This is a genomic window from Streptomyces sp. ISL-87 (assembly GCF_018614095.1).
Lineage (GTDB): Bacteria > Actinomycetota > Actinomycetes > Streptomycetales > Streptomycetaceae > Streptomyces.
In genome coordinates this window covers 38,124-56,738 of sequence record NZ_JAGGOY010000083.1, presented here as the reverse complement: position 1 = coordinate 56,738, position 18,615 = coordinate 38,124, and the positions used below count along the sequence as shown (strand labels likewise).

Genomic DNA, 18,615 nt, shown 5'->3' with positions numbered 1-18,615 from the left:
GGTGACTAGGTGAGGTAGAAGCACAGGTCGCGACAGCACCTCACCTAGTCACCCGCAGACGTCATGAAGTAGCTTCCGGACTTCCTGACTTCGGCCGAATCGATGAACCATTCCAGGGGTGCCGTCTTATGGTCTGGACGCGTCGTGAATCACGGACGCGAGGGGCACGAGTGCGTGAGGAGAGGGACGGGGACGATGACGATGGACCTGTTGTGCACACACATCGACCAGATACGTCCGGTGAAGCCCGGGACCGAGGGCTGTGAGGAGTGCCTGGCTCTCGGCGACGGCTGGGTGCACCTGCGCCTGTGCCTGAGCTGCGGGCACGTCGGATGCTGCGACTCCTCGAAGAACCGCCATGCCACCCGGCATTACCGCACCACCGACCACCCCATAGCGGCCTCGCACGAGCCGGGCGAGGACTGGTCCTGGTGCTACGCCGACAAGCTGATGCTGGACCCGGCGTGAGCGCGGCCCCGGGGAGCGCGCCCGTCACCGTGGCCGCCGCCTCCACCACAGGCGCCTTCCCCGTCTCAGGCGCCGCCTCCACCGCAGGCGCCTCCCCCGTCTCAGGCGCCGCCTCCACCGCAGGCGCCTCCCCGGCCGCCGGGAACGGCTCGGCCGCCGCCGAACGCGCCGAGAGCCGCAAGCCCGTCATCCTCGCCGTCGACGACGACCCGCAGGTGCTGCGCGCCGTCCGCCGGGACCTGCGCAGCGCCTACGGAGACCGCTACCGGGTGCTCGGCGCCTCCTCGGCCGCCGACGCCCTGAAGATCCTGGACTCCCTCGACGAACGCGGCCACGACCCGGCCCTGTTCCTCGTGGACCAGCGGATGCCGGACGTCACCGGCGTCGAGTTCCTGCTCGAAGCCGTCAGCCGTTTCCCGGATGCCCGCCGCGTGCTCCTGACCGCCTACGCGGAGACGGACGCGGCCATCACCGCCATCAACCAGGTCCGGCTGGACTACTACCTGCTCAAGCCGTGGGATCCCCCGCACGAGCGGCTCTTCCCGGTCCTCGACGACCTGCTCTCCGACTGGCTGGCCACCTACCGCCCGGCCTACGACGGGATCATCGTCGCCGGCCACCTGGTCTCCCCCGGCACCCACGCGGTCCGGGACTTCTTCACCCGCAACGGCCAGCCGTTCCGCTTCCTCAACGTCGAGCGCGACCCCGAGGCGCTGACCCTGATCGCAGGCCAGCCCGACGCGGCGCTCCCGCTCGTCCGCTTCCCGGACGGAGCGGTGCTGTCCGCGCCGAGCGACACCGAGCTCGCCCAGCGCCTGGGCCTGGCCACCACCGCCTCCCGCCCGCACTACGAGTGCGTCATCGTCGGCGCCGGCCCCGCGGGTCTGGCGGCCGGGGTGTATTCGGCGTCGGAGGGCCTGTCGACCCTGATGCTGGACTCCCGCGCCCCGGGCGGCCAGGCCGGCACCTCCAGCCTGATCGAGAACTACCTCGGCTTCCCGTCCGGCCTCTCGGGCGGCGACCTGACCCGCCGGGCCACCATCCAGGCCTCCCGGTTCGGCGCCGAGATCCTGCACCCGGTCGAGGTGGTTTCCCTGACCCGGGACGACCCGGCGAAGGTCCTCACCCTGGCGGACGGTACGGAGATCAGCGCCGAGACAGTCCTGCTGGCCACGGGCGTCTCGTACAACCGCCTGGAAGCCCCCGGAGCCGACCGCTTCGAGGGCGCCGGCCTCTACTACGGCGCGGCCACCACCGAGAGCTCGGCCTGCATCTCGCAGCACGTGTTCATCGTCGGCGGCGCCAACTCGGCCGGCCAGGCGGCGGTCCACTTCGCCAAGTACGCGGCCCGCGTGACGATCCTGGTCCGCGCGCAGTCCCTGGACGCGAGCATGTCCCGCTACCTCATCGACGAGATCGACCGCACCCCGAACATCGAGGTCAAGGTCCGTACGACGGTGGTCCGGCTGGACGGCGGGGAGCACCTCGAAAGGCTGACCCTGCACAACTCGGAGACGGGCGAGGACACGGAGATCCCGGCCCGCTTCATGTTCACCTTCATCGGCGCCCGCCCGCACACCGACTGGCTGTCGGGCGTCGTGGAGCGCGACGAGTACGGCTTCGTCCTCACCGGCTCCGACCTGATCTCCAACGGCGGCGAGCTCCCGGCCGAGTGGAGCCTGGAACGGGCCCCCTACCCCCTGGAGACCAGCGTTCCGGGCGTCTTCGCGGCGGGCGACGTCCGGGCCCACTCGGTCAAACGGGTCGCCTCGGGCGTGGGCGAGGGCGCGATGGCGGTCTCGCTGATCCACCGCTACCGCTCGATGGGCTGAGAGCGAACACCGAGGGTGTTGCGATCAAGGCACTGCCGGATGCAACGTTGATTACATGATTACAGCCGAACAGAGCGAAAAGCTCCGCGCGTGGTTCGCCGAGCGCCTGCCGGTGGACGTCTACGAGTCCCTCCTCTCGGTCACCGTGGACCGGGAGGAGATCACGGTCATCGGCGCCATCCCGGCGACCGAGTCCGTCAAGGAGTTCCGCGAACGCACCCGCGAACAGCGCATCGCGGTGGCCCAGGAGGCGGAGGAGCTCTACCGCCGCAAGGTCGCCTGGGGAGTCCAGTCGGGCGAGGAACGCGTCCTCTTCACCCACCTCGCGGTCCCGGTCATGACCCGGCTGCGCCAGTCCGAACGCCAGGTCCTCGACACCCTGGTCGCCGGCGGCGTGGCGCGCAGCCGGGCCGACGCCCTCGCCTGGTGCGTGCGCCTCGTCGGGCGCAACACCGACGAGTGGCTGTCCGACCTGCGCGACTCCCTCGACAAGGTCCAGCAGGTCCGGTCCCAGGGCCCGGACGTCAACGCACCCGACGCCGACTCCATGAAGTCGGCGGACGAATAGGGAAAACCGTCGCCGGGCACCCATGATCCGGAGAGGGTAGCCGGGACCACCTGATCCCAGGGAGAGGCACGCACACCATGACCACGACCGTCGAATACATCCGCTACCGGATCGCATTGGACGACCAGCAGGCCTTCGAGAACGCGTACGGCAAGGCCGCCGAGGCCCTGGCCGCCTCGCCCGAGTGCATCGACTACGAGCTGGCCCGCTGCTCGGAGGAAGCCGAGCGCTACATCCTCCGCATCCGCTGGACCTCGATCGACGCCCACCTCAACGGCTTCCGCAAGGGCGAGCACTTCCCGGCGTTCTTCAGCGCGATCCGCCCCTACGTGACGGGCATCGAGGAGATGCAGCACTACCTCGTGACCCCGGTGGCCGGTACGGGAAAGGCCGCCGCCGAGTCATGAGCACCACGCCGACGATCTACGAATGGATGGGCGGAGCGGAGGCGATGCGACGCCTCACCGACGTCTTCTACACCCACGCCCTGCAAGACGAGATCCTGGCCCCGGTCTTCGAGGGCATGGACGCCGAGCACCCCCAGCACGTCGCGGTCTGGCTGTCGGAGGTCTTCGGCGGCCCGGCGGACTACACGGCCCACCACGGCGGCCACCAGCACATGGCCACCAAGCACCTGGGCCGCGCCATCACCGAGAAGCAGCGCCGCCGCTGGGTCGACCTGCTCCTGGACACGGCCGACGAGGTCGGCCTCCCGACGGACCCGGAGTTCCGGGCGGTGTTCATCTACTACATCGAGTGGGGCACCCGCATGGCCCTGATCTACTCGGGCTCCAACCCACCCCCGGTCGACGCGGCCAAAATCCCCGTCTGGTCCTGGGGCCAAACCCCTCCATGGATCCCGAAGTCCTGACCCACCGGAGGGGGCGGGATCACCCCGCCTGACACACCAGTGGGGGCAGGATCACCCTGCCCCCACCCGCACATCCAGCCTCACCGGCCACCCCAGCTCGCCGGCCACCCCAGCTCGCCGGCCACCCCCAGCCTCGCCGGCGTTTGAGGCGCGGGGTCTGGGGCGGGGCCCCAGCGGGGTCGGGGGCGGAGCCCCAGGTCAGCCCGGTCGGCCCCCCAGGCCCGCCGTCGGCCCCGCCTCCGGCCAGCCGTCCGCATCGGCGACCAGCACGCTCAAGGCCCCCTCCCCGGGCTCCCGCCGCCAGAAATCGACGGCCGACTCCAAGACCTCGAGCAAGGTCTCCCAGTCAGCGGGCCGCGCCCCGGCATAGGCACGCCACGAGGTGACGGCCACCAGCCGCCCCGGCGCCTGCGGCAACCAGGACAGGTCGATCAGCGAGTCCGCCAGCGCGTCCCAGTTCCCCCCGAACCACTCCGGCACCCGCAGCGCCACCCCGCACCGCCGCATCAGCTCGGCCTTGGTCCGTACACCGGCCAGGTCCAGCCGTACGGTCGTCCAGCCCGCCTCCTCCGCCGCGGCGAGCGCAGGCGCGAGCGGCTGCGGATCCAGGGTCATCGGAGAACCGCCTTGAAGGTCGCGTAGTGGTCGTCCGTGTAGAAGAACTCCCCACCCTCGCCCGTCACGATCCGCCGGGCCCCGCGGTCCCGCTCCCCCGGCGTCTTCACGGTGAACTCGTGGTAATATCCGCGCTTCTTCTGCGGCAGCGCCTTCTCGAAGTTCCCGAAGACGGTCCCGTCCTGCCGGTACGGATACGGCCCGCCCCTGTCGATCAGCGCGAGCACATCACGCGCCTGCTGCGGCAGCGCGTCGACCCGTACGGTCGCCATCCCCGTCGCCCACCCGGGCGTGACGACACCAGCCCCCGAACCCGCACTGGCGCTGACGCCGGCAGGCGAGGGCGCGGGTTTCTTCCCACCGCAGCCCACCGCACCGACCAGCGCGGCACAGAGGAACAGGGCCCCCAGCACACGCAACAGCGATCGGGGCACGTTCCTGAAGATCATGCGCCGATCGTGCCAAATATCCGATTCGCTCGCGAATCGCCAGAGCGCTCTCAGCGCACTGTCAGAGCGCGGACATCTTGGTGTAAGGACTCAGGATTCGTTTCTGGACGGATCCGAAGTCGACGAGGACAGCGATCCCCTCCTCGATACCGACGACACGGCCGAGACCGTGTTCGTCGTGACTGACCCGGTCGCCCACGCTGAACTGCCGAAGCGGCGGTTCCACGGGGGCCTTGAACGGGCTGGACGGCAAATGGCGGCGAGGTACTGCTGACTTTGTCATTGGAACCAGTATGCGCCCCGCAGGCCGCCCAACGGTCCGCCGTTCGGATCTCAATTACGGCACCATCCGCACCACCGGCCGTCGGCGGCGCCTCCCCGCCCCCCGATCGGCCCTTCCGCGGCCGCCCGTCAGTCGTCCGGGTCGGCCCGGTCCAGCGCCGGCCGCAGCCCGGGCTCGGACTCGGTCAGCAGATAGTCCGCGACCGCCGTGTCCGTAACCAGGCTGGTCACGAGCCCCGACCGCAGCACGGCCCCGATCGCCGACGCCTTCCGCAGCCCGCCCGCGATCGCCACGACCTCGGGGATCCGCCGCAGCCGGTCCGCCTCGACGGTGATGCAGCGCTCGCCGAGATCCCGCCCGACCCGGCGCCCCTCGGCGTCGAACAGGTGGGCGGACATTTCGGCCGCGACGCCCAGCGAGGCGTAGTGCGCCCGCTCCTCATCGCTCAGCATGTCGTGGACGGTCGAGATCCCCGGCTCCCACGACCCGATGGAGACGGCCGCGACCGTCACCTTGTCGAAGTACTCGAACGCCCGCGCGATCCCCGTCTGGCTCCGCAGCGCGGCCGCGGTGGCCGGATCGGGCAGCAGCATCGGCGCGTAGATCGGGTGCGCGTCACCGCCCGAAACCTGCGCGGCCCGCCGTACGGCCTCGACGGAACCCCGCTCGGCGGTCCCCGCGTCGTACACGCCGGTCAGCTGGACCACGGTGCACGGCGGCAGCCGGTGCAGGGAGGCGGCCATGTGAATGGTCGACCGCCCCCACGCGAGGCCCAGCACATCGCCCTCGTTGACCAGCTCGCCGAGCAGATCGGCCGCCACCGCGCCCAGGTTCTCCGGGTCGGGCGCGTCCTCGGTCGCATCGGCCGGGGACTCCACCACGACAGCGTGCCGGAGCCCGTACCGGGCCCGGAGCGCGTCCGACCGCTCCGCGTCCAGCTCCGCGGGCACCCGGATCTCGATGCGTACGAGGTCACGTTCGAGAGCTGTCTCCAGAACCCGGGCCACCTTGAAGCGGCTCACGCCGAACTCCTCGGCGATCTGGATCTTGGACTTCCCCTCCAGGTAGAAGCGGCGCGCCATGGCCGCCGCCTGCACCAGCTCCGCGGGTCCCATCCGCAGGGCTGACCGTCCCGCCGACATTGCAGACACCGCGTTCTCCTCACTGCTGTTCACACTCTCGTGTTCACACTCTCGACTCGCCGTTCATCCTGTCAGATCCAACGGCCGCTGATCAGCCCGGACAGCTCCCGTTCACCAAGCTGTTCACGAACCCTTGGCTCAGTGGTCGCAAGCCCAGGGGGCTGCGGCGATCGCCGCACCCGCCTGCTCACGCAGAGTCCGCACCGCGGAGGCCGGATCGACGGCCCCGTAGACCGCGCTCCCGGCGACGAACACATCGGCGCCGGCTTCCGCGATGCGCTCGATGGTCGAAGCCGAGACCCCGCCGTCGACCTGGAGCCACAGGTCCAGGCCGTGCTTGGCGATCAGTTCCCGGGTACGGCGGATCTTGGGCAGCATGATGTCGAGGAAGGACTGCCCGCCGAAGCCCGGCTCGACCGTCATGATCAGCACCATGTCGAGTTCCGGCAGCAGGTCCTCGTACTGCTCGATCGGCGTCGCCGGCTTGAGCGCCATCGCCGCCCGGGCCCCCTTGGCCCGGATCTCCCGCGCCAGCCGTACGGGCGCTGCGGCGGCCTCGGCGTGGAAGGTGACCGAACCGGCCCCCGCCTCCACGTACTGCGGCGCCCACCGGTCCGGGTCCTCGATCATCAGGTGCAGGTCCAGCGGAATGGCCGTGGCCCTGCTGAGCGACTCCACGATCGGCATGCCGAGGGTGAGATTCGGGACGAAATGGTTGTCCATGACGTCGACATGCAGCCAGTCGGCCCCCTCGACGGCCTTCACCTCGTCGGCGAGTCGGGCGAAGTCGGCGGACAGGATGCTGGGATTGATCTGAACGGCCATGCCCCAAGCCTGCCATGCCCACCGCGACTCTCGGCCACGACCCTGCCTCTCACCGCGAGCGTAGCGACGCTTAAGTGATCATGGGAGTACCTTTCACTTGTCCTTCGCTATCCGCTGCGGCACGGTTTCGTCGTGACACCCGCCCCACACGCCCGAGGAGCCATCACCGGCATGGCAGTCGCCCCGATCCCCACGCCCGCCGACACCACCACCCCGTCCCCCTGGGCCGCCCCGGACTTCCGCACCCTCTTCGCCGCCGCCACCCTCAACCAGCTCGCCACCAACACCGGCTACATCGCCGTCCCCCTCCTCGCGCTCACCACGCTCGACGCCACCCCCGCCCAGGTCGGCACGCTCGCGGCGCTCTCCACCCTCGCGTTCCTCCTCATCGGCCTGCCCGCCGGCGCCTGGGTCGACCGCCTGCGCACCCGCCGCGTCCTGATCACCGCCGACCTCGCCCGCGCGGCCCTCTTCGCCTCGCTCCCGCTCGCCCGGTTACTCGACGCGCTCACGCTCGCGCAGCTGTACGCCGTCGTCCTCGTCACCGGCTGCGCCACCGTCTTCTCCGACGTCGGCTCCCAGAGCGTCCTGCCCCAGCTGATCGGCAGGGACCGGCTGGTCCGGGCGAACGCCGCCGTCGTCACGCTCATGGCCGCCGCCAACATCGCCGGCCGCGGCGCCGGCGGCTTCCTGGTCGCCGCGCTGACCGCCCCGTTCGCGCTGGCCTGCGCCTCGGTCGCCTACCTCGCCTCCGCGCTGCGCCTGACGCGGATCCAGCCCACCCCGGCCCCACCCGCCGCCGCCGAGCGCACGAGGCTGCTGACGCAGATCAAGGAGGGGCTGCACCACGTACTGGGCCACGCCGAACTGCGGGCCCTCGCGCTGGCCTCCACGCTGACCAACCTGGGCGGCTCGGTCATCAACACCATGCTGCCGGTGCTCTTCGTACGGGAGCTCGGGCTGTCCCCTGCCTCGCTCGGCCTGTTCTGGGCGGCGGGCGGGGTGGGCCTGCTGCTCGGCGCCCGGCTGGCCGAGCCCTTGGCGGCGCGCATCGGCTACGGCCGCGCGGTGGTGCTGAACCTGACCCCGGCCGCCCTGCTGGTCCCGCTGCTCGACCACGGTCCGTGGCTCTGGCTGGCCGGCGGCGGGTGGATGGTGGCCATGATGAAGGTCGGCTCGAACAACGTCCTGGGCGTGAGCCTGCGCCAGCACCTGACCCCGGATCCCCTCCTGGGCCGCATGAACGCCACCTTCCGTTTCATGCTGACCGGAGCCATCGCCCTGGGCTCCGCCGCCTCGGGCCTCCTCACGGAACTGACCACCCTCCACACCACCCTGTGGGTGGGCGCGGCGATCCTGGCCTCCTCCTGGGCCCCCCTGGCCCTGTCGCCGCTACGGAAGCGGACGGGGACGGGTCCGGCGCAGCGTGAAGAGGCGGGAGGCCTTCGTTGAAGAGGCACTGCCCGGCGCCACACAGGAAATCGGAGCCCCGCCGTTCGACACGACGGTGACTCCGATCCACAACTACCTGAGCCGTGCCCGCCTCAGGCCGTGCGCCTCAGCAGGGCCAGGTACATCGCGTCGGTGCCGTGCAGGTGCGGCCACAGCTGGACGTCCGGGCCGTCGCCCAGCGCCGGGACACCCGCCATGTACGGCCGGGCGTCGATCAGTTCGGCCGACACCGGTACCGCTCCGGCGCCCCGCCCCTTGAGGACGTCGTCCACGACCACCCGGGTCTCCGCCAGGTGCGGTGAGCAGGTCGCGTAGCCGACGATGCCGCCGACCCGTACCGCCGACAGCGCCTCCCGCAGCAGCCCGCGCTGAAGCGGCGCGAGGCCCTCCAGGTCCTCCGGACGGCGTCGCCACCGTGCCTCCGGGCGGCGGCGCAGCGCGCCCAGGCCGGAGCAGGGGACATCCATCAGGACCCGGTCGAAGGAGCCCGGCAGCCACGGCGGCCGGGTGCCGTCCGCCGCGATGACCTGGTACGGGCCCGGGTTGCCCGCCAGCGCCCGCTCGACCAGCCGGGCCCGGTGCGGCTGCTTCTCGGAGGCCAGCAGGAAGGCCCCGCGCTGCGCGGCCAGCGCCGCCAGCAGGGCCGCCTTGCCGCCCGGTCCGGCGCAGCCGTCGAGCCAGCGCTCGTCGCGCCCCTCGACCGGCGCCGCCGCCAGGGCCATCGCCACGAGCTGGCTGCCCTCGTCCTGGACTCCGGCCCGCCCCTCGCGCACCGCCTCCAGCGCGCCCGGCTCGCCGCCCTCGGCCATCCGGACGGCGTACGGGGACCAGCGCCCCGGCAGCGCCGAGTCCTCGCCGACCGCCTCCAGCAGTTCCTCGGTCGTGGACCGCCCCGGCCGCGCGACGAGCGTGACCTCGGGCCGCTCGTTGTCGGCCTCCAGCAGGTCCTCGATCCCGGCGCGACCGCCGCCCAGCGAGTCCCAGAGCGCGCTCACGACCCAGCGCGGGTGCGAGTGGTAGATCGCGAGGTGCTCCTCGGCATCGTCCTCGTACGGCGGGGCGACCTTCTCCAGCCACCCCTCCAGGTCGTGCGCGGAGATCTTGCGCAGCACGGCGTTCACGAACTTCGCGCGCCCGTCCCCGAGCACCACCCGGGCCAGCTCCACGCTCGCCGAGACGGCCGCGTGCGTCGGGATCCGGGTCCCCAGCAGCTGGTGCGCGCCGAGCGAGAGCACGTCCAGCACCGGCGGGTCCACCTCGCGCAGCGGCCGGTCGATGCACGCCTTGATGACCGCGTCGTACGTCCCCTGGCGGCGCAGCGTCCCGTACACCAGCTCGGTTGCCAGCGCCGCGTCCCGCGCCTGGAAGTTCTCGTCCTGGCGGGCCTTGCGCAGCAGCGGCGGCAGCACGAGGTTGGCGTAGGCGTCGCGCTCGCCCACCGCCCGCAGCGCCTCGAAGGCCAGCATCCGGACGGGGTCCTTCTGGGGCCGGCGGTACGGCTTGGCCTGCTTGCCCTTGGGCGGCTGGCCGCCGGTGGCGGGTCGACGACGAGGCTGTTCGCTCACGTGAAAGGTGCTCCGGGGATACGAGGTGCTACGGGTGACAAGAGGTGCTACTGGTGACAAAAGGTGTGCCGATACGGCCACCGGCGGCGGGGGCACCGCCTGGGATCAGCCTACGTCGGCCCCGCCGAGGCGCTCACCGGGCGCGATCCGCACCCCGCGGGCCCAGTCGGCGCCCTTCATCGGCTTCTTGCCCTGGGGCTGCACCCAGAGCAGCTCCACGGCGTGCGAACCGGTGCCCGCGTAGACGTTGTTCTTGGCCGGGGCCAGTACCCCGGGCGCCAGGTCCGTGCGGTCGGTCACCAGGCCGACCGAGATCACCTTGAGCCGCTCCCCGCGGAAGACGGTCCACGCGCCCGGCGCGGGCGTGCAGCCGCGCACCACGCGGTCGGCGCGCATCGCGGGGGCGTTCCAGTCGATCCTGGCGTCCTCGACGGTGATCTTCGGGGCGAGCGAGATCCCGTCGGCCGGCTGCTCGACGGCGCGCAGGGTGCCGTCCTCGATGCCGTCCATGGTGGCGGCCAGCAGCCCGGAGCCCGCGAACGCGAGGCGGGTCAGCAGGTCGCCGCTGGTGTCGGTGGGCCGGATCTCCTCGGTCAGGATCCCGTAGACCGGCCCGGAGTCCAGCCCTTCCTCGATCCGGAAGGTGGACGCTCCGGTCACCTGGTCGCCCGCCATGATCGAGTGCTGCACTGGCGCGGCCCCGCGCCACGCGGGCAGCAGCGAGAAGTGCAGGTTGACCCACCCGTGACGGGGGATCTCGATGGCGCTCTTGGGGATCAGCGCGCCGTACGCGACGACCGGGCAGCAGTCCGGGTCGATCTCGCGCAGCCGGGCCTGGAAGTCGGGGTCGCGGGGCCTGGCGGGCTTGAGGACCTCGATCCCGGCCTCCTCGGCGCGCTCGGCGACCGGGCTGGCGACGAGCCGGCGGCCGCGGCCGGCCGGGGCGTCGGGCCGGGTGATGACGGCCGCGACCTCGTGCCGCCCGGAGGCGATCAAGGCGTCCAGGGCGGGCACGGCGACCTCGGGGGTGCCTGCGAAGACGAGCTTCACTTGGGTCCTACCTCGCTATCTCGGCTGTCAGCAGCGAACCAGTCTATGGGGTGCCCGCCGGGCGGCCCACCGCATGTACGAGGGGGCGTACACACATCCGCGCGCCTCTCGCATATGCCGACACGCCCCCACAGCGTGACCTGGGCGCCGGGTGGCGCGTTGGTCAAGAGAGATTGACCGAAACGGGCCGCGAAACAGAACGGTGTCTGCGGCCCTATCCGCTCTTCAGCACCGGTTCGAGAGGCTTCTTCATGGCCGACCACGCCACCCACGACGCCCAAGCACGGGCCAGCCTGCACCTCCTGGTGCGGGACATCGAGCGGGTTCGCCGGCAGGTGGATGCTCTGCGTACGCTCACCGCCCAGCTGGGCAACGTGTACCGCCCGCGCCGCTCCGGTCCCTCCACGGGCTTCGTCGTCTACGGCAGGGCGCCCGCTCCCACCGTCCGCCTCGCGCAGGAACTGCGGGACAGCGTCGAGACCCTGGTGACCGCCGCGGTGGACTTCGACCGCTCGCTCGGCTTCTCGTGGGACGCGGTCGGCTCGGCCCTCGGCGTGACCAAGCAGGCCGTGCACCGCCGCTACGGAGCCCGCCGCGCGCAGGCCGCCGAGTCCGCCGAGCCGGTCGCCGAGGGTACGGCCACCCGGACTCTGGGACCGCTCCCCACCGTCCCGGCGGCCCGCTCGGTTCCGCCGCAGCCGCTGCGCGAGGAGTCCCAGACCGCGGGGGCGGCCCGTTCCCCGGCCTTCCCCGGCCCCCGCAACGGCTGACGCCCCGCGCGGATACCCTGCCTGCCGCACCGCCCGCCGCCGGGACGCCGACCCCCGACGGCCCTGCCCCAACCCGCCCCCGGCGGGGGCGCCCCTCCCCCGGACCCCGCCCGGGCGGACCCCGGGCCGCCCCCGCCGGGGGCGTTCGGCGTGGGAGACGCTCCGGCCGGAGCCGCGCGATCGTCGCCGTCCACTCCCACGGCCCTTCCCGGCGGATCGAGCCGGACACCCGGCAGGCCACTGGTTCCCATACACGGGGCCGGCCGGACGGCCGAGCCGCCCGAAACCGGCGCCTGCCGGGTACGACGCCACTCGCATCGCATCCGGGCTCGCGATCCCTCCCGACGCCCGGCCGGGGCACCGGCTAGCCGACGGCTAGCCGATCTCCGGCGGGTCGATCCTGACCCGGACCGCGTCCGCCGCCGGAACTCCCCGCGCCAGTCGGGCCGCCTGCGCCGACTTGAGGGCGGCGGCCAGCGCGGCGCCGCTGCCCGGGCGGACCCGGACCAGCGCCCGCTCTCCCGGTGACGGCTCCCCGCGTCGCCCCGGCAGCGGCACCGGGCCCAGGATCTCCGCGTCCGCCGGCAGTTCGGCGGCGGCCAGGAAGGCCTCCACCGCCTCGCCCCGCCCGGCGACCGCGGCCATCCGGGACACCGGCGGGAAGCCCAGCTGGGCCCGCTCCGCGAGCTCCCGGACGGCATGCCCCACCGGGTCCCACCGCACCAGGGCCTGGACCGGCCGGAGCGTCGGCTCGGCCACCACGACGACCTGCCCGTCCCCCCGTACCAGCGAGGCGGCCGCGATCCAGCGCCGCAGCGCGTCCTCGCCCGCGCGCAGGTCGGGCCGCGACAGCATGGCCCAGCCGTCCAGCAGCAGGGCCGCCGCATAGCCGGCGCCCGCCGCGACCGGCTCGGCCCCGGGGGTGCACACCACCAGCGCGGGCCGGTCCGGCACCTCGTCCAGTACGTGGTCGCGCCCCGAGGTCCGTACGGGCACGGCGGGGAAGGCCCGCCCCAGCTCCTCGGCCGTCCGCCGCGCGCCCACCACCTGGGCCCGCAGCCGGAACGACCCGCACTCCTCGCAGTGCCAGGACGGCTCGGCCCGCCCGCACCACCCGCACTGCAGATCCCGCTCGTCGGGTGCCTCCAGCGGCCCGGCGCACACCTTGCACCGGGCCGGGGTCCGGCACCGCTCGCACGCCAGCCGGGGCACATAGCCCCGCCGCGGCACCTGCACCAGGACGGGCCCGGACTTCAGCCCCTCCCGTACGGTCTCCCACGCCAGGCTCGGCAGCCGCGCCGCCTTGGCCGCCTCGTCCCGGGCCAGCAGCTCGTCGCCTACGGTCCGGATCCGGGGCGCGCAGGCCCGTATCGTCTCGCGGTCGGCGACCAGCGGCCGCGCCCAGCCGGACTCCACCAGCTGGGCGGCCTCCACGGTGCAGCTCGTACTCCCGGCCAGGAAGCCGCAGCCGTCGGTGACCGCGCGCAGCTCCAGCACCTCCCGGACATGGGGGAAGGGGGCGTGGTCGTCACTGTGGCTGGAGTCGCCGTCGTCCCAGATGGCGACCAGCCCGAGGTCACGGACCGGGGCGAACATCGCGGCCCGGGTGCCGATGACGGCCCGCACCGAGCCGCGGTGCACGGCCAGCCACTGGCGGTAGCGCTTCTCGGGGCCCGACTCGGCGGTCAGCAGCGCGTGCCTCCCCTCGCCGAGCAGGGCGGTGAGCGCGGCGTCGACCCGGGCGGCGGTCCGCCCGTCGGGCAGGACGGCGAGGGCGCCCCGGCCGGAGGCGAGGGTGGCCGCCATGGCGCGGGCCAGCTCATCGGCCCAGCCTGGGCCCGGCAGGGCCGTCCACACGGCACGCGGGGTCCCGCCGGTGGCCAGGGCCCGCAGGAAGCCGGGGCCGGCCCCGTACCGCTCCCAGCCGGCCGGCTCGGGCGCGGCTGGCGGGGGCAGCGGCTCGGGCGAGGGCTTGGACTCGGCGCGGGCGTTGCGCGGGGGCAGCGCGAGCTGGAGTACGTCGGCCAGGCTGCCCGCGTACCGGTCGGCGACGGCCCGCGCGAGGGCCAGCATGCGGGGGCTGAGCACAACCTCGGGCGAGACGACGTGGGCGAGCGCGGCGAGGGCGCCGTTGTAGTCGGATTCGGCGCGGCGCTCGACGATGAACCCGTCGATGAGCCCGCCACCCTCGCGGCGGCCGCCGTGCACCTGGTGGGAGCCGGCCCCGAAGCGGACCCGGACGCGGACGCCCGGCTGGGCGGCCTCGGAGAGTTCCGCGGGGACGGCGTAGTCCCAGAGCTGGTCCAGGTGGAGCACGCCCTTGTTGACGAGGATCCGGGCGACCGGCAGGTCCTCGGCGAGGGCGGCGCCGCGCCAGGTGCGCGGTTTGGCCTTGGGCGCCTTGGCCTTCGCCTCCGCCACCATCTCCCGCATCAGCGCAAGCTGCTCCGGCGGACCGCCGGGACCCTCGTCCCCGCTCCGCTGCCCGGACTCGTTCGCGCTGCTCACACCCGCATTCTTACCAAATCCCACTGACAACGCGGACGACGGAAGGGCCCGGACCGTCACCGGTCCGGGCCCTTCCGTCAGGCGGCGTTCGTGGTACGGGCCGTCCTACAGGCCGGCGGCCGCGCGCAGCGCGTCCACGCGGTCCGTGCGCTCCCAGGTGAAGTCCGGCAGCTCACGGCCGAAGTGGCCGTACGCGGCGGTCTGGGCGTAGATCGGGCGCAGCAGGTCGAGGTCGCGGATGATCGCGGCCGGACGCAGGTCGAAGACCTGGCCGATCGCGTCCTCGATCTTCTGGACCTCGACCTTGGCGGTGCCGAAGGTCTCGACGAACAGACCGACGGGCTCGGCCTTGCCGATCGCGTACGCGACCTGGACCTCGCAGCGCGAGGCGAGGCCGGCGGCGACCACGTTCTTCGCGACCCAGCGCATCGCGTACGCGGCGCTGCGGTCCACCTTGGACGGGTCCTTGCCCGAGAAGGCGCCGCCACCGTGGCGGGCCATGCCGCCGTAGGTGTCGATGATGATCTTGCGGCCGGTGAGGCCGGCGTCGCCCATCGGGCCGCCGATCTCGAAGCGGCCGGTCGGGTTCACCAGCAGGCGGTAGCCCTCGGTGTCCAGCTTGATGCCGTCCTCGACGAGCTGCGCCAGCACGTGCTCGACGACGAACTCGCGGATGTCGGGAGCGAGCAGCGAGTCCAGGTCGATGTCCGCGGCGTGCTGCGAGGACACGACGACGGTGTCCAGGCGCACGGCCTTGTCACCGTCGTACTCGATGGTGACCTGGGTCTTGCCGTCGGGACGCAGGTACGGGATGGTCCCGTTCTTGCGGACCTCGGACAGCCGGCGGGAGAGCCGGTGCGCGATGTGGATCGGGAGCGGCATGAGCTCGGGGGTCTCGTCGCAGGCGTACCCGAACATCAGGCCCTGGTCGCCGGCGCCCTGCTTGTCGAGCTCGTCCTCGTCACCCTCGACACGCTTCTCGTACGCGGTGTCGACACCCTGCGCGATGTCCGGGGACTGCGCGCCGATGGACACCGACACGCCGCACGAGGCGCCGTCGAAGCCCTTCTTGGAGGAGTCGTAGCCGATCTCGAGGATCTTGTCGCGGACGAGCTGCGCGATCGGGGCGTAGGCCTTCGTCGTCACCTCTCCCGCGATGTGCACGAGGCCGGTGGTGATGAGGGTCTCCACGGCCACACGTGAGGTCGGGTCCTCGGTGAGGAGCGCGTCGAGGATCGTGTCGCTGATCTGGTCAGCGATCTTGTCGGGGTGGCCCTCGGTCACGGACTCCGAGGTGAACAGGCGGCGGGACACATCGCTCCCTGGGGTTGCAGCGGCTGCTGGCTGATCATTTGGCGGAACCACATCGGGGGCTGCGCCCGATCACGTTCCAGGTGCAGTTTATCGGTCGCCACCGTTTACCGGACCACCCGTCTCGCCTTGTGGGAGTCGTGTGACCTGCGGCACTCCATTCTGACTCACGGATTTGCCGCGGAGAAGGGCGCCACTCAGGCGGTTCCGGAAGCGAGTCGCGGAGCGACCTGATCCCATATGGCGTCCGCGAGCGCTTCCTTCGGACCACGGGGAATGGCAATCTCCGCCCCATCGGAGGCAAGGATGACCGCCTCGTTCTCCTCGGATCCGAAGGTTTTGGTCTCACCGACCTCATTGACCACCAGGAGGTCGCAACCCTTACGGAGGAGCTTGCTCCGCCCGTTGGCGAGAACGTCGTCCGTCTCCGCCGCGAATCCGACGATGATCTGTCCGCCTCGAGCCCGTTCGGATGAGATCTCCGCCAGGACGTCAGGATTTCGCACGAGGTTCACCGGGGCGGGCTCCTCCCCGTCCTTCTTCTTGATCTTGCCGTCGGCGTACACGGCCGGCCGGAAATCGGCCACGGCCGCGGCCATCACCACGGCGTCGGCGTCCGGGGCCGCCTTGAGCACGGCTTCCCGCAGCTGGAGCGCGGTGCCGACGCGTACGACGTCCACCCCGGCCGGGTCGGCCAGTGCGGTGTTGGCCGCGATGAGGGTGACCCGGGCCCCGCGGGCGGCGGCGGTGCGGGCCAGCGCGTAGCCCTGCTTGCCGGAGGAGCGGTTGCCGAGGAAGCGGACCGGGTCGAGCGGCTCGCGCGTGCCGCCCGCGCTGACCACCACGTGGCGCCCGGCCAGGTCGGGCTCGGCCACCCCGCGCGCGATCACCAGGCGGCAGACCTCGAAGATCTCGTCGGGGTCAGGCAGCCGGCCCTTGCCGGTGTCCTTGCCGGTCAGCCGTCCCACGGCGGGCTCGATGACGACGGCTCCGCGCCGGCGCAGCGTGGCCACGTTCTCCTGGGTGGCGGGGTGCTCCCACATCTCGGTGTGCATGGCGGGGGCGAAGACCACCGGACAGCGGGCGGTGAGCAGCGTATTGGTCAGCAGGTCGTCGGCCAGGCCGTGGGCGGCCTTGGCCAGCAGGTCGGCGGTCGCGGGCGCGACGACGACGAGGTCCGCCTCCTGCCCGATGCGCACGTGCGGCACCTCGTGGACGGTCTCCCAGACCTCGGTGGAGGCGGGGTTCCCGGACAGCGCGGCCCAGGTGGCCTCGCCCACGAAGTTCAGGGACGACGCCGTCGGGACGACCCGTACCTCGTGCCCGGACTCGGTCAGCCGGCGCAGCAGCTCGCACGCCTTGTAGGCGGCGATCCCGCCGCTGACTCCGAGCACGACTTTCGGCTTACCCACCACACACGCCCTTTCGGCTGATCGTCGTACCTGTCTATGACACACCACAGGCCCGGCAGATGTTCTGCCGGGCCTGTGGCGAAAGGACTTCTCGGTGCCTTACTGGGCCGGGGCCTCGATGGCCTCGGAGGTCAGCAGACCCGCGTTGATCTCGCGCAGCGCGATCGAAAGCGGCTTCTCGTGGACGTGGGTGTCCACCAGCGGGCCGACGTACTCGAGCAGGCCCTCACCGAGCTGCGAGTAGTACGCGTTGATCTGACGCGCACGCTTGGCCGCGTAGATCACGAGGCTGTACTTCGAGTCCGTGGCCTCGAGCAGCTCGTCGATCGGCGGGTTGATGATGCCCTCGGGCGCAGTGATGGAAGAGGACACGCTCTACCTTCCGAAGATGGGTTGAAAGATCGAAACGTTGACGAACACCGATCGACTGAACATCGATCAACGATCAAACAACTTTCATCAAGGCTAGCAGCTCACGCGCCACGTCCTCGACGGAGGTGTTGACCAGGGTGGTGTCGAACTCGGACTCGGCAGCGAGTTCGACCTTGGCGGTCACGAGCCTGCGCTCGATGACCTCCGCCGATTCGGTGCCCCGGCCGGTGAGCCGGCGGACCAGCTCGTCCCAGCTCGGCGGGGCCAGGAAGACCAGCAGGGCCTCGGGCATCGACTCGCGGACGAGCCGGGCGCCCTGGAGGTCGATCTCCAGCAGTACGGGCTCGCCCTTGTCCAGGCGTTCCAGTACCGCGCCGCGCGGTGTGCCGTAGCGGTTGCCCGCGAACTCGGCCCACTCCAGCAGCTCGCCATTGGCGATCAGCTTGTCGAACTCGTCGTCGTTGACGAAGAAGTAGTGGACTCCGTGTCGCTCACCGGGCCGCGGCTTGCGGGTGGTGGCCGACACCGAGAGCCATACCTCGGGGTGGACTTTGCGCATATGCGCGACGACCGTGCTCTTACCGACCCCTGAAGGGCCGGAGAGCACGGTCAGCCGCGGACGAACCTCTGCTGCCATAGAGCGATTATCCAGGTTCTCGGGACTGCCTGAGAACGCCGGGACAGCTTCAGGCGACGCGTCAGCCGGCGGGGGTGCCGAACTCACGCTCCAGAGAAGCGATCTGGTTGGAACCGAGACCTCGGACACGCCGGGACTCGGAGATGCCGAGGCGCTCCATGATCTGCTTGGCGCGCACCTTGCCCACGCCAGGCAGGGACTCCAGCAGGGCGGAGACCTTCATCTTGCCGATGACGTCGTTCTCCTGGCCCGTCTTGATGACCTCTTGGAGCGAGGCGCCGGAATGCTTGAGTCGATTCTTCACCTCGGCCCGCTCCCGGCGAGCCGCGGCGGCCTTTTCGAGCGCGGCTGCGCGCTGTTCAGGGGTAAGGGGCGGAAGAGCCACGCCTACGTCACCTCGGATGTCGAACTGTCGGATACGGACCAGTGGGATGCCCGAAGGCACCACACCAGGCGAGCGCCCGAACAGCGATGGAACTCGTTCG

Annotated in this window: 20 protein-coding genes; 7 read left to right on the top strand and 13 right to left on the bottom strand. The window is 71.9% G+C overall.

Annotation, left to right across the window (positions count from 1 at the left end; all coding sequences use genetic code 11):
• Positions 1-195: 195 nt before the first annotated feature.
• The 5 genes from J7I97_RS28710 to J7I97_RS40045 all read left to right on the top strand — a co-directional run bounded on the left by J7I97_RS28710 (position 196) and on the right by J7I97_RS40045 (position 3,739).
• Positions 196-468, top strand: a complete 273-nt coding sequence (locus J7I97_RS28710; protein WP_214940439.1) for a UBP-type zinc finger domain-containing protein — start codon at positions 196-198, stop codon at positions 466-468.
• 188 nt (positions 469-656) lie between these two features.
• The gene (locus J7I97_RS28705; RefSeq protein ID WP_214940498.1) at positions 657-2,300 is read left to right on the top strand and encodes an FAD-dependent oxidoreductase; all 1,644 of its coding nucleotides are present in this window, start codon (positions 657-659) and stop codon (positions 2,298-2,300) included.
• A 55-nt stretch (positions 2,301-2,355) separates the two neighbouring features.
• A complete protein-coding gene (locus J7I97_RS28700; protein WP_214940436.1) occupies positions 2,356-2,868 on the top strand; it encodes a hypothetical protein in 513 nt (170 codons plus the stop codon).
• Positions 2,869-2,945: 77 nt separating this feature from the next.
• Positions 2,946-3,275: an antibiotic biosynthesis monooxygenase family protein gene (locus J7I97_RS40050; protein ID WP_214940434.1), complete on the top strand. Its 330-nt coding sequence runs from the start codon at positions 2,946-2,948 to the stop codon at positions 3,273-3,275.
• Positions 3,272-3,739, top strand: a complete 468-nt coding sequence (locus tag J7I97_RS40045) for a group II truncated hemoglobin (protein WP_214940432.1) — start codon at positions 3,272-3,274, stop codon at positions 3,737-3,739. The genes J7I97_RS40050 and J7I97_RS40045 overlap by 4 nt, the downstream gene beginning before the upstream one ends.
• Before the next feature lie 198 nt (positions 3,740-3,937).
• On the opposite strand, the gene J7I97_RS28685 is transcribed toward J7I97_RS40045, so the two are convergent.
• The 5 genes from J7I97_RS28685 to rpe form a co-directional block, all read right to left on the bottom strand.
• Positions 3,938-4,354: a barstar family protein gene (locus tag J7I97_RS28685; RefSeq protein WP_214940430.1), complete on the bottom strand. Its 417-nt coding sequence runs from the start codon at positions 4,352-4,354 to the stop codon at positions 3,938-3,940.
• Complete coding sequence (locus tag J7I97_RS28680) at positions 4,351-4,803, bottom strand: ribonuclease domain-containing protein (RefSeq protein WP_214940429.1); 453 nt, start codon at positions 4,801-4,803, stop codon at positions 4,351-4,353. The genes J7I97_RS28685 and J7I97_RS28680 overlap by 4 nt, the downstream gene beginning before the upstream one ends.
• A gap of 61 nt (positions 4,804-4,864) precedes the next feature.
• Positions 4,865-5,086, bottom strand: coding sequence for a CarD family transcriptional regulator (locus tag J7I97_RS28675; RefSeq protein WP_030157491.1), 222 nt, complete (start codon positions 5,084-5,086; stop codon positions 4,865-4,867).
• A 128-nt stretch (positions 5,087-5,214) separates the two neighbouring features.
• Positions 5,215-6,228 (bottom strand): sugar-binding transcriptional regulator, encoded by a 1,014-nt coding sequence (locus J7I97_RS28670; RefSeq protein ID WP_251049874.1) that lies wholly within the window; start codon positions 6,226-6,228, stop codon positions 5,215-5,217.
• Between the two features lie 138 nt (positions 6,229-6,366).
• On the bottom strand, positions 6,367-7,053 hold the full coding sequence (gene rpe, locus J7I97_RS28665; protein WP_214940424.1) for a ribulose-phosphate 3-epimerase: 687 nt from the start codon (positions 7,051-7,053) through the stop codon (positions 6,367-6,369).
• A gap of 171 nt (positions 7,054-7,224) precedes the next feature.
• On the opposite strand from rpe, the gene J7I97_RS28660 reads away from it, so the two are divergent.
• The gene (locus tag J7I97_RS28660; protein ID WP_214940421.1) at positions 7,225-8,505 is read left to right on the top strand and encodes an MFS transporter; all 1,281 of its coding nucleotides are present in this window, start codon (positions 7,225-7,227) and stop codon (positions 8,503-8,505) included.
• Between the two features lie 92 nt (positions 8,506-8,597).
• On the opposite strand, the gene J7I97_RS28655 is transcribed toward J7I97_RS28660, so the two are convergent.
• Both J7I97_RS28655 and fmt read right to left on the bottom strand, forming a co-directional pair.
• Positions 8,598-10,070 (bottom strand): RsmB/NOP family class I SAM-dependent RNA methyltransferase, encoded by a 1,473-nt coding sequence (locus tag J7I97_RS28655; RefSeq protein WP_214940418.1) that lies wholly within the window; start codon positions 10,068-10,070, stop codon positions 8,598-8,600.
• A 105-nt stretch (positions 10,071-10,175) separates the two neighbouring features.
• Positions 10,176-11,120, bottom strand: a complete 945-nt coding sequence (gene fmt / locus J7I97_RS28650; protein ID WP_214940416.1) for a methionyl-tRNA formyltransferase — start codon at positions 11,118-11,120, stop codon at positions 10,176-10,178.
• Between the two features lie 251 nt (positions 11,121-11,371).
• Between fmt and J7I97_RS28645 the strand changes: the two genes are divergently transcribed.
• The gene (locus tag J7I97_RS28645) at positions 11,372-11,890 is read left to right on the top strand and encodes a hypothetical protein (protein WP_214940413.1); all 519 of its coding nucleotides are present in this window, start codon (positions 11,372-11,374) and stop codon (positions 11,888-11,890) included.
• Positions 11,891-12,265: 375 nt separating this feature from the next.
• Here J7I97_RS28645 and J7I97_RS28640 read toward each other — a convergent pair whose 3' ends face one another.
• The 6 genes from J7I97_RS28640 to J7I97_RS28615 all read right to left on the bottom strand — a co-directional run bounded on the left by J7I97_RS28640 (position 12,266) and on the right by J7I97_RS28615 (position 18,515).
• Positions 12,266-14,398 (bottom strand): primosomal protein N', encoded by a 2,133-nt coding sequence (locus J7I97_RS28640; protein ID WP_214940410.1) that lies wholly within the window; start codon positions 14,396-14,398, stop codon positions 12,266-12,268.
• 105 nt (positions 14,399-14,503) lie between these two features.
• A complete protein-coding gene (metK, locus tag J7I97_RS28635; protein ID WP_214940407.1) occupies positions 14,504-15,712 on the bottom strand; it encodes a methionine adenosyltransferase in 1,209 nt (402 codons plus the stop codon).
• Between the two features lie 194 nt (positions 15,713-15,906).
• Positions 15,907-17,121: a bifunctional phosphopantothenoylcysteine decarboxylase/phosphopantothenate--cysteine ligase CoaBC gene (gene coaBC, locus J7I97_RS28630; protein ID WP_214940404.1), complete on the bottom strand. Its 1,215-nt coding sequence runs from the start codon at positions 17,119-17,121 to the stop codon at positions 15,907-15,909.
• Positions 17,122-17,220: 99 nt separating this feature from the next.
• A complete protein-coding gene (gene rpoZ / locus J7I97_RS28625) occupies positions 17,221-17,493 on the bottom strand; it encodes a DNA-directed RNA polymerase subunit omega (RefSeq protein WP_004948662.1) in 273 nt (90 codons plus the stop codon).
• Positions 17,494-17,566: 73 nt separating this feature from the next.
• Positions 17,567-18,130: a guanylate kinase gene (gmk, locus tag J7I97_RS28620; protein WP_214940401.1), complete on the bottom strand. Its 564-nt coding sequence runs from the start codon at positions 18,128-18,130 to the stop codon at positions 17,567-17,569.
• Positions 18,131-18,191: 61 nt separating this feature from the next.
• On the bottom strand, positions 18,192-18,515 hold the full coding sequence (locus tag J7I97_RS28615) for an integration host factor (RefSeq protein ID WP_008740406.1): 324 nt from the start codon (positions 18,513-18,515) through the stop codon (positions 18,192-18,194).
• Positions 18,516-18,615 lie beyond the last annotated feature (100 nt).